The following is a 16,675-nucleotide window of genomic DNA, read 5'->3' on the forward strand; positions in this document are numbered from 1 at the left end:
CCTTGCAGATTAAGTATAAACCACTTCTAAACCAGTCTTGCCCAGAGGTCATGCTCATCGGCTTCTTCAAATTCCACCTCAACAATATCTCCCACTTTTAAATGGGTGGCGTGATCAATAAAGACTTGGCCATCAATCTCAGGGGCATCAGCACGGCTCCGCCCGACGGCACCTTCTTCAACAACTTCATCGATAATCACAAAATCGCGTTTCCCAACTTTCTGTTGCAGCCGGTAGGCACTGATTTCTGCCTGTTTCGCCATAAACCGGGCCAGACGTTCCTCTTTAATCTCTTCAGGCACCGGATCGGGTAATTGATTTGCCACTGCACCATCAACAGGCGAGTATTTGAAAGCACCGGCTTTATCCAACTGAGCCTGATCAAGAAAATCCAGCAATTCCTCAAATTCAGCTTCGGTTTCACCGGGGAATCCCACGATAAAGGTACTGCGAAGAGTGATTTCTGGACAAATTGCCCGCCAGGCCTGGATGCGTTCCAGATTATTTTGTGATGAAGCCGGACGTTTCATTAATTTGAGAATACGCGGGCTGGCATGCTGAAACGGAATATCCAGATACGGCAGAATTTTGCCTTCAGCCATCAATGGAATCACATCATCCACATGCGGGTAAGGGTAAACATAATGCATACGTACCCAGATGCCGATTTCACCAAGTGCTTTGGCCATCGCTGTAAAGCGGGTGGCAATTTTCTCACCCTGCCATTCATATTCAGCGTATTTCAAATCGACACCGTAAGCACTGGTATCCTGCGAAATAATCAGAATTTCCTTTACACCAGCGTCAGCCAGACGCTTAGCTTCAGCGATTACCTGATTCACTGGGCGACTGACCAGATCCCCACGCATGGAGGGGATAATGCAGAAGGTACAGCGATGATTACAGCCTTCGGAAATTTTCAGATAGGCGTAATGTCGGGGAGTTAGTTTGATGCCCTCAGGCGGCACCAGACTAATAAACGGATCATGGGGTTGTGGAAGATGTTTGTGAACCGCGCCTACCACTTCTTCGAGCGCATGAGCACCGGTAATTTCCAGTACCTGTGGATGCTTTTCTCGAATGGTATTGTCACGGCTTCCCAGACAACCGGTCACGATAACTTTGCCATTCTGCGCAATGGCTTCACCAATACTTTCCAGTGATTCATCAACGGCAGAATCAATAAAGCCACAGGTATTGACCACCACTAAATCAGCATCATCGTAATTGGCGGAAATTTCATACCCTTCTGAACGTAATTTGGTGATGATACGTTCGCTATCAACAAGTGCTTTTGGGCAACCGAGACTGACAAACCCGACCTGAGGAGCTTTCATAAGCGTAACCTGTAACTGGGAAAGAAAAGCCCGCTATTCTATACTGTTTATTAGGGCTTGTTGAATTTTCATATCCACCACTGCTGGTGGCTATTTTTGTGTCCGACAAGGCGGAAAAAACGCCATGTAGCCATCCTACATAAGTGATTGACAAATGAGTCTGGAACTCATTTGAACAGCTTAGCTGGCCGCGCAGCGGTGAAATACAGGGATGTATTTCATATAACGCAGGCGGGCGCAAAAATAGTCCCAGCCGTTCGGGTTGTGACTGAAAAAACGCCACTCTGCGTGGCCTGCATGGATATAGGTCAGGGGCGTGAGCAGGATGCGGAAGCTTTACTCCTCACTTATTTAGAATTACTACAAAAACGTCAGGAACGTTTTTGAGCGCAAGCCCCAATGGGGTGAGATACATGGATGTATCTCACAAAAGGCGCTCCTCGTGCCTTGATTGACGCTTTTTCAGCTCACAACAGCGGCGGAGATGAAAGTTCAATAAGCCCTAGAGCTTGTTGAACTTTCATAGTTACTTCTGCGATGACATTGAATTTTTAACAGCACCGGGGTAGATCGCAATTTTATACAGTTGAATCAAGCAGAATTAATTGTGTAATTTGTTTGTCAGCATGTAACCGAGCATAATTTATACATACATAACATGCCCAAGGTGATTATGATGATAAAAGCGATTTTATTTGATATCAGTGGTGTATTGCATGTTGATAACGAGCCGGTAAATGGCGCTATAGAGGCCATTCAGCTGGCTCGGAACGAGCAAATAGTGGTGCGCTTTGTAACCAATACTTCCCGAAAAACCAGCACCGACATGTTGCAGTCACTGTTGCAGATGGGCTTCGATCTGAGTGTTGAGGAAGTGTTAACCGCTCCCGGCGCAGTGAAGTTAGCGTTACAGCAACGCAAATTGCGTCCATATTGCCTGGTGCATGAAAAGCTGCGCCCGGAATTTGCCGATCTGGATCAAAGTTCTCCCAATGCTGTGGTCATTGCCGATGCCGGCGATGGATTTAATTATGCGAACATGAACCGGGCATTTCAGTTGGTGATGGATGGGGCACCGCTGCTTGGTATAGGTTTGAATCGATATTTCCGGCAAAACGAAGAGTTGCAGTTGGATGCTGGCCCCTTTATTGCGGCACTTGAGTTTGCCTGTGATGTGGAAGCTGAGATTTTAGGCAAACCAGCAAAAGCATTTTTCCAGACAGCAGTGGAATCTACTGGTTTTGCTGCTGAAGAAGTACTGATGATAGGAGATGATGCGTTTGCTGATGTACAAGGTGCGTTGGCAGCAGGATTAAGAGGTTGTCTGGTGCAGACCGGAAAATATACACCGGGAGACGAAGATAAAATCCGTCATCCCGGTGCATGGGTATTACCTTCTGTGGTCGAGGCAGTAAATCAGGTGGTCAAACCGACTTATGCCTATTCGAATAAATAGGCGCCATATCCGACGACGCTTTCTTTTTTGCGGACGATATCACCGGAATTACTTAACGCCATGATTTGACCGGACATATTTGCATTGCGGGCATACTCAAGAAAGCCGCGGATGGCATCACAGCCACAGGCATGAAACTTATCAATATCGTGATTATCCATGCTGATAATAGCCTGTGAAGTATATTGGTCTATCTTGCGTGCGGTCTCATAATCCAGGTAGTGACTCAGGTCAGAACTGATCACAATTAACGATTTAGCATCCTGGGTTGCCGTACCCAGAACATCGGCAATCAGCGAAGAACTAGCTTGGCCGGTGAGTAAAGGCACAATTTCAAATTGATTTAGCGAATATTGTAAAAAAGGTAGCTGGACTTCCAGACAATGTTCGTTATCATGCGGGCTTTCGTAGGTTTCAACCCCTTTAATGCGGCTTAACTGAGGGTAGATTTTTTTGTCTACCGCCACACTGCCAATCGGCGTAGCAAAATAATCTGCCTCGCTCATTGCAATGCCTTTGAAATCTGTACGATGCGAGGGACCAATTAAAATGACCCGTTCAATATCATCGGCTACTTCCATTAAGGACTGATAAGCCTTGGCAGCGACTTGACCGGAATAGAAATAACCCCCATGCGGAACAATAAGCGCTTTAGCATGATGGTGAATGTGGTCTGAGGGCTTATCAAACTGTTTTGCCAACAAGTCTTCAAGCTCTGCTGAACGGGCGGGATAATACAAACCTGCAACAGCACTGGGGCGAATCGAAATCATTGTTTTTATCCTCAACTCTTGGGTCTGTTTACCTTTCATAACCACCACTGCTGGCGACTATTTTTCCGTCCAACAAGGCGGAAATGATGCGATGTAGTTGTTCTACATAATTCATTTCCAACGCAGTAGGGTGGAAAATTGTCCCAGCCCTTCGGGTTGTGGCTGAAAATCTACCACTCTGCGTTGCTCGTCATTTATTTAGAGGAACTAAACTACACTCCTCACGCCTTGATTGGTCTATTTTCAGTCACAACAGAGGCGGCTTTGAAAGGTAAATAGACACAAGGCCTTGGATAATTGAGTATTCGCTTCGCAATATGGATTTTCAAGCAAGGATTTAGCTGTAAAAAATGATCAATACCCGGAAACCTGATGTGTCGGGCATTGATCACTTGCGGGAATTTTTCCCGAAATATAAATGTGGTAAAGATGAGACATAGTGGTGCGCAAACTACTTATTTTTCAATGATTTACGCTTCACCTTTTCGCAGCAGTACTTCGTATTCTTCCATGGTAATAATGCCGCCTTCCAGAGCCACTTTAGCCTTTTCTTTATCATCTATAACGTCTTGAACGGCATCTAAACGCTTCCAGACTGGTAATGGTGTCTGGCATTCAGCTTTTGGCACATATCGAGATTCACTGATGCGTTTATAACGGTGAATATAACGAGGGCAGTTCTGAAACATATCTTCAATGGTGACTCTGACCACCAGTTCTGCTTCATGAAATAACGCCAGATCTGCCGGATCGCGACTCAGTTCGGCAGTACCATGAACCCGAACCCGGTGTGGAGTTTCAAAATCGATAAACAACATGCCAACTTTTTTATTGGCATCAATATTACCCATTGACAGATACATGCCGTTACCGTCAAGACTGGGAAAGGCGAGTGTTTTTTCATCGAGAATTTTTACAAAACCAATGTCGCCGCCCTTATGGGAACAGGTTGGAAACCCCCGGTGATCAACCGTGGACAGGAAAAAGAAATCACGTGATGCGATAAACTCACGATGCTGATCAGTAATGTAATCAGTGATAATGGCCTCGCCGACCCGATCCGCAAGTTTTTCTTTATCGAATTCCTGTTGTAATTGCCGATGCTGGGTGCCATAAATTTCAGTCATAGTTTCTCTCTCTTTATAAGATTTTTCTTGTGGGCGACAGTTGAGCATTGTCGCCAAAGACTGTCAAATAGCTCAGCAATCCAACCAGGGTGCATTGCGAACGAAATATTTCTGTAAATAGGCAATCAGAATCTGACTGCGCCTTGGCAAATAGCGGGTTTGTGGGTAAACCGCGAAAATGCCAACCTCGTTGTCATACATATAGTCACGCAATATGACCTCAAGCTTTCCTGATTGCACAGCCTGATAACAAAGAAAATCTGGAGAGAAGATAATGCCTTGGCCTGCGATGGCTGCATCACACAGAAAATTACCATTATTAGCTGAAAGCTTGCCCTGCAAATGCAAACTGATGGGGCTGCCATTGTGTTGAAACACCCAGGTTTCAGAGGTATTTCGATAATGCAAAATAGCATGGTCATTAGTAAGATCGATGGGAATGACTGGCGTGCCATGATAGGCCAGATATTCTGGACTGGCACAGACCAGCAGCCGTGTAGATGAGAGTTTTTTTGCAATTAAGGTTGAGTCATCCAGTCTGGCGATGCGGATTGCCAGATCAAATCCATCAGCAATCAAATCAACCTGTCGATCATTGAAATCAATCGACATTTCAATCAGGGGATGTAATTGCTGAAATTCCTGTAAGGCGGGCCCCAAATGCATTAAGCCAAAAGACACCGGCGCGGAGATTCGTAACTTGCCGCTGAGTTCGGCTTCAATATCGGATATCTGTGCTTCTGCCTCTGCAATATCATCAAGTAATCGCAAACAATGCTGATAATAACGGTGTCCGGCCTCGGTGAGCGTTTGGCGTCGGGTGGTGCGTTGCAGCAGAGTCACATTCAAACGTTTTTCCAAATCTTTTAACCGCCTGCTAACTGCCGATTTCACGGTATCAAGCTGTTCGGCAGCGAGACTGATACTGCCTGCTTCAACAATACGTTTAAACGTTTGCATATCTTCAATTTGATTCACTGCCATATCCTTTTATTGTTCTTTATATATCAACAATAAATTCTTTATAGCATTCTTTATCAAAATTTCAAGAACTATAAAATGTCACAGTACTAACTTAACCGACCTATAAGAGGAATTAAATGATGCAAAAATTAAACGTATTACATATTAATGCCAGTGGTCGTTATGACGGATCATTAACCCGGACTGTCTCGACCCAGTTGACCGAAATATTGGCTAGTCAACATGATGTAACCTTGCAGCAACGTGATGTGGCTTCAGGTTTGCCATTCATCAACGAAGAATGGATTAATTCCAACTTTACCGATCCGGCAGATAGAAGTGAGGCACAAAAAAATGTATTGGCCTTATCTGATCAGCTGATTAATGAAGTCAAGACAGCGGATGTGATGGTGATAGCTGTACCGATTTATAACTTTGGTATACCGGCAGCATTGAAAGCCTGGATTGATCTGGTGGCTAGGGCGCGCGAAACCTTTCGCTATACCGAAAATGGTCCTGTCGGCTTACTGGAAAACAAACAAGTTTATCTGGTGATGGCATCAGGTGGCGTACCACTGGAAAGTGATGTGGATTTTGCCAGTCAGTATTTGAAATTTTTTATGCAGTTTATTGGCATTAGCGATGTCACATTGGTCAATGCCAACCACTATTTTGAACAGCCGGACAGCAGCGAGAAATTGGCTGCAGTGATTGCGGCGTAAGGAGGCCATCATGGCACAACAACGTGAAGTGAAAAAATGGATACGGGGCCAGATGACCTCGGATGGAGCGGGGGTGTCGTTAAGACGGTTAATCGCCTCGCATGAAATAGATATGTTGGATCCATTTTTATTGTTTGATGCGTTTGGCAGTGATAAACCTGAAGACTATATTGCCGGTTTTCCACCCCATCCACATCGTGGGTTTGAAACAGTGACCTATATGCTGGCAGGTAAAATGCGCCATGAAGACAGCGCTGGTAATGCGGGGGTGATTGAAAGTGGAGGCGTGCAGTGGATGACAGCAGGCCGCGGCATTATCCACTCGGAAAAACCTGAGCAGGAAGCGGGGTTGTTGGCAGGTTTCCAGTTGTGGGTGAATCTGCCCGCTGAACATAAAATGATGCCACCACGCTACCAGGAAAAAGCAGCCAGCGAGATTGCAATAGAGACACGCCAAGCAGGTTTAACGGTAAAAGTCGTAGCCGGTGAAACGCTTAATGGAACCAAAGGCGTTATAGATAATAGTTTTATTGAGCCGGTTTATTTTGTGATTGATGCGCCTGCGGGTAGTGTATTTGAAGACCAGATACCAGCTACTCATAATGCCTTTATTTATGTAGCAGCAGGTCGAGTCAGTATTGGCGATAAACCGACTTCAATCGGTGCCTCGCAGCTGGCGGTACTAAAAGAAGGTGATGCGGTGAAAGTAATGGCAGAACAGGACAGCACATTCATTGTGGTGGCTGGCAAACCGATTAATGAACCAGTTGAACGGGCAGGACCATTTGTAATGAATACCCGTGCTGAACTGGAACAGGCTTTTGCTGATTATCGCAGCGGTCAGTTTGCCTGATTTTGAGCCCGGAATTATCCGGGCTTTTTTTTGCGGTATCAACCAGAGCTTGTTTATCTTGCATATCCACCACTGCCGATGGCTGATTTTTTGTCCAGAATGGCAGTCATGAAAGATCAATCGCCCTAATAAATGTTAACTTAATATAACAACAAGAATATTTTTCTCATTTCACGGGGTGTTAACGAGGGGCTGTTTATCTTTCATAGCCGCCAGCAGTGCTGGCTCTGAAAAATAGACAGACCCTAGTCTTTAATTAGGAGATAAGCTGATGAAAATGTATGGAAGATTTGCTGCCATGATCCTGACATCCACTCTCGTGATGTTCGGCTTAATGTATCTAAATACCTATCAGGCTGATCATGTGTTTTTCAGTGAAACCCGAAGTTATATGGCACTGATAATGGGGGCAACCATGGCAATAGTGATGTTGAGCTTTATGCTGCACATGTATTCCAACGTCACAGTCAATATCATTATTTATCTTGTCAGTATTGTAATTTTTGCGGGCTCACTCTGGCTGGTAAGGAGCCAGACCACGGTTGATGATGTGTCTTATATGAAAGCCATGATTCCACATCACTCGATCGCAATTTTGACCAGCGAAAGGGCAAAGATTAGTGATCCACGGGTACGTCAATTAGCCGATGAAATTATTGAGGCGCAACGCAGGGAAATTGATGAGATGAAAATGCTGATTAACGATCTTCAGAAAAAGTAAAAAACCGGATTGAAAATATGTCTCTATTAATTAAACAACAAGACAATACAGAAAACGCATTTATGCGAACATAGCGTTTTCTTTAAGTGGATACATTATGAATGCAATTGGTTTATTTGATTATTGGATCATCGCGATTGCCGCCTTATTTGTCATTGTGAATCCATTAACAACTGCTTTTATGTTTGTATCGCTGTTGCCTCGTACCTCAGAAACCACCCGTAAGGCAGTCGCCAAACGCTCCAGCCTGATTGCTACTGGCGTATTTTTTGTTTTTGCCTTACTGGGTGGTCTTATTTTCAACATATTTGGTATTACCATCGAGGCATTTCGTATTGCCGGTGGCTTGATTTTATTTGGTATTGCGATGAGCATGATTCACAAGGGACTGGATGAAGGTGAGACCAGCAGTGCATCTGATCCTGCAATAGAAGGCAAAATTGCCAAGGATATCTCGGTGATTCCGTTAGCTATCCCGTTTATGAGCGGACCGGGTGCCATTGCCACGGTGATGATTTTGACCAGTGAGGCACCGACAGCCTGGCATTTAATTTTGGTGTTTGCAGCGATTATGCTGACCACAGGATCCTGTTACCTGGCAATGGTGTATTCCCATTTTCTGGTGCGTTATCTGGGAGAAACCGGCAAAGAGATAATTACCCGAATTTTTGGCATCATTCTTTCGGTCATCGCGGTGCAATTTGTCATTAATGGCGTATTGGAAATTTATGCTGGATTATAATCAGTAAAGCCTGAGACCCACTTTAATGATTTTATCGCCATCTACTTCATTGACTACCCAATGAATGCCATGCCAGTCCACATCATCGCCCACTACCGGATGGCCACCGACTCGACGGGAAATAAATTCGCTTAATGTCATACCATGTTCTGCAGAACTGATAACCAGTCCATAAGCTTTTGCGACGTCTGATAATAAGGCATCGCCGCGTAGCGTAAATGATCCAAAAAATGCCTCACGATTTTTCAGTTTTGAATGACCACTAAAGATTTGATTCAGTGCATCCAAATCTTCATTACGACTTATCACACAAATGGTGTCATTCAACTTCAGTTCAGTACTGCCTTTGGGATGCAGCATCACGTTATTACGGAATAATGCCGATATCAATGTGCCAGAAGGGAAGCGCAGTAAACGGATCTGCTGACCATCAAGCTGTTCGTTCTCAATCCGATAAACAAACATTTCATAATCATTTGTTGGCAAAATGCCCAAGGCTCCCTGATGGTTTGGTTTGATACCTATCGGCACCTCTACCCGCATCCAACGTGCCATTAGTGACAGGGTGCTGCCTTGAATCAACAGCGAAAGTAATACAACAGCAAACGCAACATTGAAATACAGCGAGGCATTTTCTACTCCCCCAATCACCGGGAAGATAGCCAATACGATAGGCACCGCTCCACGTAAACCCACCCACGAAATAAACCCCAATTCACGCCAGCGGAAGCGAAAGAAAGGTTTAATGGACAGGAATACCGCGATGGGTCGGGCGACAAAAATTAATGCCAATGCGATAACCAGTGAAGGCAGGGCGTATTGCAATAATTCACTCGGATTGACCAGTAAACCTAAAATCAGAAATAAACCAATCTGACTGAGCCAGGCCAGACCATCATGTACAGGAAGAATAAAGTTCAAATGACGGCCAGGTTGATTACCGATCATCAAACCACAGAGGTAAATGGCTAGAAAACCACTGCCACCAATGACTCCGGTTAAGCCAAACACGCTGAAACCCAGAGCCAGAGCCAACATGGCATAAAGTCCCGGCGCTAAATCCATCCAATTGAGTAATTTTGCAATTAGCCAGCCACCTCCGATACCAATAATCAGGCCAAAACCGAATTGCTGTAATAAAAATAAAGCCGTATCCCAGGCACCGCCCATTTCACCGGTCATTAACTCGACCAGCATAATCGTAAGGAAAATTGCCATAGGATCATTGGTGCCAGATTCAATTTCCAAGGTGGCACCAACGCGTTCATTCAGGTTTATTCCTCGCCCGCTCAACATGGAAAATACCGCAGCCGCATCGGTTGAACCGATAATGGCGCCGATCAATAACCCTTCAAGCAGCTTGAGATCAAATATCCACATTGCCAGTAAGCCGATACTGCCACTGGTCAGTAAAACACCTAATGTCGCAAGGGAAAGTGCAGGTTTGAAGCCGGCACGAAAGGTTTTCAAACGGGTACGTAATCCACCATCCAGCAGAATCATTGCCAGGGCAAGATGGCCAATCAGAAAAGCCAGGGAGTAATCATCGAACTGAATCCCCAGAACACCCTCTTCACCGGCTAACATGCCCAGGGCTAAAAAGATAATCAGTAATGGCAGGCCAAACTTTGATGAAAGACGACTACCAAGAATGCTTAGGGAAATAAGCAGGCCGCCAAGTAGAAAAAGAGTATTGATAAAATCCATATTAAACCGAGGGTCTGTTTATCTTTAAAGCCGTCAATATTGAAGACGAGACTTTTTCCAACATGGCAGAAATGTTGAGATGTCGTCATCCTGCATAAGTCATTTTCAACGCAGTTGTAATAACTATAAGTTCAATTATTACATACCCATTAATTCGTTTGTCTGCTGATTCAACTGTAAGTGATATTTTTCATATTTTCATAAATAAAAAAGCAGGCATAAAAAAACCGGCATAGCCGGCTTTTTAGGGGGTGCCTATCTTTTATCGTCACCACTGCTGGAAACTTTTTTCCGACTCATAAACTGCAATAATCGCACTTTGAGTACTACATTCAGTCACAACAGTGGCGGAAATGAAAGATCAACAAGCTCTTAATCAAAAATAAACTTATACCGGTTCAAGAAAAGGGTAATCGATATAACCTTTTGCATCACCACCATAAAAACTATCTGGATCCGGTTGGTTCAGTGGTGCATTTTTGGCAAAACGTTCAGGAAGATCCGGATTAGCAATAAACAGTTTGCCAAACGAAATCAGATCAGCCTTGTTATCTTTTAGAGCTTGATTGCCTGACGCATAATCATAATTACTGTTAGTCATATAAAGACCATTCCATAATTTACGCAAAGAGCTAACATCAAAATAAGGGCCGGCAACACCGGGAGTTTCAGCGCCCATTTCAGTGACATGCAGATAACCCAGTTCAAATTTATTGAGCGCCTTTACCATGTAACTGAAAGTCGCCTCAGGATTGGAATCATATAAATCATTAAACGGCTGCAGCGGGGAGAGGCGAATCCCCACTTTTTTGGGATCCCATATTTCGCATACTGCCGCAGTGACTTCCATAATCAATCGTGCGCGATTTTCAATACTGCCACCGTATTGATCAGTGCGTTTATTACTTCCATCCCGAAGAAACTGATCCAGCAAATAGCCATTGGCAGCGTGAATTTCAACGCCATCAAAACCAGCTTCAACCGCACAGCAGGCGGCATGACGATATTGTTCAATAATCCGTGGAATGTCGCTTGTTTCTATGGCCTGGGGTGTTTCATATGGTTTCATGCCTTCATAGGTATAGACTTCACCTGCAGGTTTGATGGCAGAAGGTGCCAGCGGTTTCATACCATTTGGCAGCATGGAGCTGTGTGAAACCCGACCACAATGCCAGAGTTGCATAAAGATCAGTCCTTCTTCCCGATGCACGGCATCCGTTACTTTTCGCCAGCCAAGCACTTGCTCATCAGTATGAATACCGGGGGTATGCGGATAACCCAATGCATCATCAGCAATTTGTGAACCTTCACTGATAATCAGGCCGGCACTGGCACGTTGCCGATAATAAGTAACATTCATTTCGGTCGGCACTAAACCTTCTCCCGCTCTATTGCGGGTTAATGGGGCCATAACCATTCTATTCTTCAGTGTAACCTGCCCAATTTTGATTGGAGATAACAAATCATTCGCCTGCAGTTGGCTCATAAATACCTCTGAAATAATTGTGAAAAGGAGTTGAAACGGCTGATCCTTTGAAAAAGGCACCGCATTGTCAGCAACAAGAACTCATTAACAAGTTTAAATCTGTACCGGTGTTGGATTTAAACTGAGATAAAGGTTCTGTATGTTAGCCGCTGTTTGGAGGCACTTAGAGTCACCCTTCAGCATAAGGCAGGAAAGATAAAATTCGACAGGTACTAACGAAAATAACGCCTGTAAACTACTGCTGTTCAGCTTTAGCTTTTTGTTTGGCTTCAAGTTGTAGCTTGATGAACTCAAGTTTTTCCGGCACTTGATCGCAGCTATCAGCTGCACTGCCGCAACGTGAGCAATTTAGCGCAAACCATGCCGCATCAATTACGTCACTGCGAATTTCTTCTTCAACTTGTTTTGCAGTGCCCACCATAGATCTGGCACGGGTTTGAATATATCCATGCTGATTTTTGCATTGCATCACATCAATTGGTTGCTTGAAGTCGTATTGTTCATGTAATTGCAAACCAACCTGATACTGATAAAGCATTTCCTGATAAACCAGTTTCAATGGATCACCTGTACCAAGCTGAGAGACCGCACCTGCGTGTGCCAGCAGCGGAGAACAGAGTAAAAGCAGTATTAATTTAAGTTTCATAATATTGTCCAGGAAAAATTCCTATATGCAGTATAGCTTAATGGAATTTCTGACTACCTGCATCGGCAAATTCCTTACTGTTAAACTAATGAAGGAATTAATATTTATAAATGTAATCTAACAACGTTAAGGTGAACGCTACGTGAACAGAGGACAATCGATAATGGCAAGTGAGTTACGTGTCATTGCACCAGAATTTGAACAAATTCATTTTGCTATTGGTATCAGTCCAGTGGGGAATGTGCTTGTTGGTGAATCTCCAAATGGTATTTGTGCCGTTTACCTGGGCAAATCGGCTAAAGAACTAATGGCCAGCCTGCAAAAACAGTTTCCAACGGCAAAATGTGTTGACGGGGGCAGTGGTATTAAAAATACACTTTCAAAAGTGATTGAGATTATTCATAACCCACAAAAAAACACGGATTTTAATCTGGATCTGCGAGGCACGACTTTTCAACAACAAGTCTGGCAAGCCTTAAGGGAAATTCCGGTGGGGTCAACAGTGTGCTACAGCGATATTGCTGAAAAACTGCATAAACCCGGGGCTGTAAGAGCCATTGCCAGTGCCTGTGGAGCCAATAATATTGCGGTTATCATCCCGTGTCACCGAGTGATTCGCAAAGATGGTGCAATTTCCGGATATCGTTGGGGAGTCGAGAGTAAACAAGCGCTGTTACGCCGTGAGCGATTGATGTTGGCCTAGGGCTTGTTTATCTTTCATATCCGCCTCTGTTGTGAGCTGAAAAAGCGTCAATCAAGGCACGAGGAGCGCCTTTTAGTAATTCTAAATAAGCGACGGGTAACGCAGAGTGGCGCTTTTTCAGTCACAACCCGAAGGGCTGGGACTATTTTTGCGGCCGCCTTCGTTGTCAATCACTTATGTAGGAAGACTACACTGCGTGCTTTCCGCCTTGTCGGACACAAAAATAGTCGCCAGCAGTGGTGGATATGAAAGATAAACAAGCCCTAATGCATACAGCAGATTTATTTGCTGAGAGTGTCTTTAAAGACTGTGATGAGATCCTGCCGGATGTCTTCCTTCTGAAAGGTTTTGCCCTTCAACAAGCCTCACAGTTAATAACTGCCATTGGTCAGATTAATGCCCAATCAACTTTTCGCAAAATGCAGACACCTGGCGGATTTTATATGTCTGCAGCAATTACCAATTGCGGTGATGTAGGCTGGCACACCGATCGCCATGGTTATCGTTATACTGAGATCGATCCACTGACCAATTTGCCCTGGCCTGAAATGCCGCAATGTTTTCGTGAGCTTGCTGAAAAAGCGGCTCAGATTTGTGGCTTTTCTGACTTTAATCCTGATGTTTGTTTAATGAACCAATATGAAGTCGGTGCCAAGATGGGGCTGCATCAGGATAAGGATGAGCGGGATTTTTCTCAGCCAATAGTTTCAGTCTCACTTGGGTTGCCCATTATTTTTCAGTTCGGTGGTGCCAGCAGAAATGATCCAAAGCAACGTGTACTACTTGAACATGGCGATGTCATCGTCTGGGGCAGGGCAGCGCGTCGTTATTATCACGGTGTATTAACATTAAAACCTGGCCAGCATCCACTGACCGGGCCTTATCGATTTAACCTGACGTTTCGCAAGGCAAGCTAACTTAACTTAAGCCAACTTTACGCACCAGCTCCATTGTCCGCATGCTATAACCCCATTCATTGTCGTACCAGGCATAAATTTTCACCTGGGTCTCATTAGTGACCATGGTCGATAGTGCATCAATAATGCTGGAACGCGGATCGCCACGATAATCACTGGAAACCAGCGGTTTTTCCTCATAGCCCAAAATACCACTTAACTCATTTTCTGCTGCAGCTTTTAATAGTGCATTGACTTCTTCAACCGAGGTTGCACGTTCAACTTCAAACACACAATCCGTTAATGAAGCATTGGCTAATGGCACACGTACAGCATGTCCATTGAGTCGCCCTTTGAGTTCGGGAAAAATTTCAGTAATGGCTGTAGCACTTCCGGTGGTGGTCGGAATCAAGTTAGTGCCGGACATCCGAGCACGGCGTAAATCTTTGTGGGGAGTATCCATAATTGACTGAGTATTGGTCAGATCATGGATGGTAGTGATCATGCCATGCTTGATAGCCAGTTTTTCATGAATGACTTTGACGACTGGTGCCAGGCAGTTGGTAGTGCAGGATGCGGCCGTTACTATAGGATGTTTATTGGCATCATACAGATCATCATTCACACCCATTACGACATTTAAAATACCGGGTTGTTTGATTGGAGCTGTAACGACCACACGTTTTACACCCTGATCCATATAGCCTTGCAGCAAACCAGTGTCGCGCATTTTACCGGAAGCCTCTATGACAACATCACAAGCTGACCAGTCAGTATCATCAATAGCTTTATTGGTGGTTACAGCAAGCGTTTTATGGCCAACAAAAATAGTATTGCCATTGGCTTCTGCCTGATGATCCCAGCGGCCATGTACCGAATCAAAATTTAACAAATGGGCGTGGGTTTCAGCATCACCCGCAGGATCATTAATCTGCACAAACTCAATATCTTCCCAGTCCCATGCGGCACGTAAACATAATCGACCGATACGGCCGAAACCATTAATACCTACTTTAATTGTCATGATAAATTCTCTTTTTTGGGAAACCAGTTTCTGGTGCGATTGGCGAAATAGACTAACGTCAGCATGACCGGCACTTCGACCAGAACTCCCACCACAGTTGCAAGAGCAGCGCCGGAGTGAAGCCCGAATAATGAAATAGCAACGGCAACAGCCATTTCAAAGAAGTTGGAGGTACCGATAAGGCATGCCGGTGCAGCAACATCATGCTGGAGGCGCAGTTTGATCGCTGCGAAATAAGCCAGCGCAAAAATCCCATAGGTTTGAATCAGTAGTGGAATTGCTATCAGTAAAATAATGAAAGGTTGTTGCAGAATGGTTTCAGCCTGAAAGCCAAACAAAAGCAGTACAGTGGCCAGTAATCCCAGAATTGACCAGGGTTTGATGTGATTTAAAAATCGGGTTAACTCAGGCAAACCTTTGTTTTTAATAATATGTTGTCGAGTAAAAAAGCCGGCTAATAAGGGTAACAATACATATAAAACGACTGAAATCAGCAAGGTTTCCCAAGGTACGGTCAAATCCGTGATGCCAAGTAAAAATGCGGCAATCGGTGCAAACGCAAAAATCATAATTATGTCATTGAGAGACACCTGTACCAGCGTGTAATTAGCATCACCTTTGACCAATTGACTCCAGATAAACACCATTGCCGTGCAGGGAGCTACACCGAGTAAAATCATGCCAGCAATATATTCATCAGCCGATTGGGGATCGACCCATCCGGCAAACAGAACCTTAAAAAACAGCCAGCCCAGGGCAGCCATAGTGAAGGGTTTGATCAGCCAGTTGATGACTAAAGTCAGCCAGATTCCCTGAGGCCGTTTGCCAATATCTTTAATTGCCGTGAAATCCACCTGCACCATCATTGGATAAATCATTAACCAGATAAATATCGCGATCAGCAGATTGACATGTGCATATTCCAGGCTGGCAACCAGATTGAACAGGCTGGGAAACAGATTTCCCAAGAACAAACCCGCCAGAATACTCAGTCCGACCCAAACCGATAAATAGCGTTCAAATATGCCCATCAGTATGTAGCTCCTATGCGTTTAATGTCGGCACTGAGTTCAGAGGCAGATAATTCATCTGGCATTAATTGCAGTAATGCGCTAATACGGGCGTCGAGCAAACTGATTAATTCATCGAAAGTCTGATTTCGCTCAAGTGGATCCGCTACTTTGGAAGCATCGGTCAATCCCCAATGTCCTTTTACCGCCTTACCAAACCAGACCGGGCAGCTTTCACCTGCGGCCTGATCGCAAACAGTGATTACAACATCCGGTTGATAATCTTTTAAATCATCCCAGGATTTGCTGGATAAACCCTCAACGCTGTAACCATGTTCCTGCAATTTGGTCAGTGTTTCAGGGAAAACATTACCCGCAGGGTTGCTGCCCGCACTGGCCACAATAAACCTGGTATCCGCCAAGTGTCGGAAGATGGCCTCAGCAAGAATGCTTCGACATGCATTGTGTGTGCAAAGAAATAAAAATTTGAAAGGTTTGGCTGTCATAAC

General features: G+C 44.6%; 18 protein-coding genes. 8 read left to right on the plus strand and 10 right to left on the minus strand.

Annotated elements, in window-relative coordinates; all coding sequences use genetic code 11:
- Positions 1-26 precede the first annotated feature (26 nt).
- A complete protein-coding gene (gene rimO, locus AC08OG_RS06870) occupies positions 27-1,337 on the minus strand; it encodes a 30S ribosomal protein S12 methylthiotransferase RimO (protein ID WP_482930422.1) in 1,311 nt (436 codons plus the stop codon).
- Positions 1,338-1,508: 171 nt separating this feature from the next.
- Between rimO and AC08OG_RS06875 the strand changes: the two genes are divergently transcribed.
- Both AC08OG_RS06875 and AC08OG_RS06880 read left to right on the plus strand, forming a co-directional pair.
- Positions 1,509-1,724, plus strand: coding sequence for a hypothetical protein (locus AC08OG_RS06875; protein ID WP_482930423.1), 216 nt, complete (start codon positions 1,509-1,511; stop codon positions 1,722-1,724).
- Positions 1,725-2,010: 286 nt separating this feature from the next.
- Positions 2,011-2,793, plus strand: coding sequence for a TIGR01458 family HAD-type hydrolase (locus tag AC08OG_RS06880; RefSeq protein WP_439504166.1), 783 nt, complete (start codon positions 2,011-2,013; stop codon positions 2,791-2,793).
- On the opposite strand, the gene amrB is transcribed toward AC08OG_RS06880, so the two are convergent.
- The 3 genes from amrB to AC08OG_RS06895 form a co-directional block, all read right to left on the minus strand.
- Positions 2,778-3,605, minus strand: coding sequence for an AmmeMemoRadiSam system protein B (amrB, locus tag AC08OG_RS06885; RefSeq protein ID WP_292355832.1), 828 nt, complete (start codon positions 3,603-3,605; stop codon positions 2,778-2,780). The two genes, AC08OG_RS06880 and amrB, sit on opposite strands and share 16 nt — an antisense overlap.
- 431 nt (positions 3,606-4,036) lie before the next feature.
- Positions 4,037-4,693: a pyridoxamine 5'-phosphate oxidase family protein gene (locus AC08OG_RS06890; protein ID WP_482930424.1), complete on the minus strand. Its 657-nt coding sequence runs from the start codon at positions 4,691-4,693 to the stop codon at positions 4,037-4,039.
- A 72-nt stretch (positions 4,694-4,765) separates the two neighbouring features.
- The gene (locus AC08OG_RS06895) at positions 4,766-5,671 is read right to left on the minus strand and encodes a LysR substrate-binding domain-containing protein (RefSeq protein WP_482930425.1); all 906 of its coding nucleotides are present in this window, start codon (positions 5,669-5,671) and stop codon (positions 4,766-4,768) included.
- Between the two features lie 122 nt (positions 5,672-5,793).
- On the opposite strand from AC08OG_RS06895, the gene AC08OG_RS06900 reads away from it, so the two are divergent.
- The 4 genes from AC08OG_RS06900 (at position 5,794) to AC08OG_RS06915 (ending at position 8,694) form a co-directional block, all read left to right on the plus strand.
- Entirely contained in the window at positions 5,794-6,378 is a 585-nt protein-coding gene (locus AC08OG_RS06900) for an FMN-dependent NADH-azoreductase (protein ID WP_439504168.1), read from the plus strand.
- Between the two features lie 10 nt (positions 6,379-6,388).
- Positions 6,389-7,231, plus strand: coding sequence for a pirin family protein (locus tag AC08OG_RS06905; protein ID WP_482930426.1), 843 nt, complete (start codon positions 6,389-6,391; stop codon positions 7,229-7,231).
- Positions 7,232-7,502: 271 nt separating this feature from the next.
- Complete coding sequence (locus AC08OG_RS06910) at positions 7,503-7,952, plus strand: DUF305 domain-containing protein (RefSeq protein WP_292355820.1); 450 nt, start codon at positions 7,503-7,505, stop codon at positions 7,950-7,952.
- Positions 7,953-8,049: 97 nt separating this feature from the next.
- Positions 8,050-8,694: a MarC family protein gene (locus AC08OG_RS06915; RefSeq protein ID WP_292355719.1), complete on the plus strand. Its 645-nt coding sequence runs from the start codon at positions 8,050-8,052 to the stop codon at positions 8,692-8,694.
- Here the strand turns inward: AC08OG_RS06915 and AC08OG_RS06920 are convergent, their stop codons facing one another.
- From AC08OG_RS06920 to AC08OG_RS06930, 3 genes are all read right to left on the minus strand, one after another.
- Complete coding sequence (locus AC08OG_RS06920) at positions 8,695-10,401, minus strand: potassium/proton antiporter (protein WP_292403373.1); 1,707 nt, start codon at positions 10,399-10,401, stop codon at positions 8,695-8,697.
- A gap of 388 nt (positions 10,402-10,789) precedes the next feature.
- Entirely contained in the window at positions 10,790-11,887 is a 1,098-nt protein-coding gene (locus tag AC08OG_RS06925) for an alkene reductase (RefSeq protein WP_292403377.1), read from the minus strand.
- Between the two features lie 235 nt (positions 11,888-12,122).
- Positions 12,123-12,533 carry a hypothetical protein gene (locus tag AC08OG_RS06930; RefSeq protein WP_292355725.1) on the minus strand — a complete coding sequence of 137 codons (411 nt, stop codon included), beginning with the start codon at positions 12,531-12,533 and terminating at the stop codon, positions 12,123-12,125.
- Positions 12,534-12,696: 163 nt separating this feature from the next.
- Here AC08OG_RS06930 and AC08OG_RS06935 point away from each other — a divergent pair, with 163 nt between their 5' ends.
- Both AC08OG_RS06935 and alkB read left to right on the plus strand, forming a co-directional pair.
- Positions 12,697-13,236, plus strand: a complete 540-nt coding sequence (locus tag AC08OG_RS06935; RefSeq protein WP_439504170.1) for a methylated-DNA--[protein]-cysteine S-methyltransferase — start codon at positions 12,697-12,699, stop codon at positions 13,234-13,236.
- A 245-nt stretch (positions 13,237-13,481) separates the two neighbouring features.
- A complete protein-coding gene (gene alkB / locus AC08OG_RS06940) occupies positions 13,482-14,153 on the plus strand; it encodes a DNA oxidative demethylase AlkB (RefSeq protein ID WP_482930427.1) in 672 nt (223 codons plus the stop codon).
- A 1-nt stretch (position 14,154) separates the two neighbouring features.
- On the opposite strand, the gene AC08OG_RS06945 is transcribed toward alkB, so the two are convergent.
- Genes AC08OG_RS06945 through AC08OG_RS06955 form a run of 3 tightly spaced genes read right to left on the minus strand, consistent with a single transcriptional unit; the run spans position 14,155 to position 16,672 of the window.
- Entirely contained in the window at positions 14,155-15,156 is a 1,002-nt protein-coding gene (locus AC08OG_RS06945; protein ID WP_482930428.1) for an ArsJ-associated glyceraldehyde-3-phosphate dehydrogenase, read from the minus strand.
- Positions 15,153-16,187, minus strand: coding sequence for an ACR3 family arsenite efflux transporter (gene arsB, locus AC08OG_RS06950; protein WP_292353420.1), 1,035 nt, complete (start codon positions 16,185-16,187; stop codon positions 15,153-15,155). Before arsB ends, AC08OG_RS06945 begins: the two co-directional genes overlap by 4 nt.
- Positions 16,187-16,672, minus strand: a complete 486-nt coding sequence (locus AC08OG_RS06955; protein ID WP_292353421.1) for an arsenate reductase ArsC — start codon at positions 16,670-16,672, stop codon at positions 16,187-16,189. Before AC08OG_RS06955 ends, arsB begins: the two co-directional genes overlap by 1 nt.
- Between the last annotated feature and the right edge of the window lie 3 nt (positions 16,673-16,675).

The sequence above is a fragment of the Methylophaga sp. F7 genome (genome assembly GCF_056863975.1).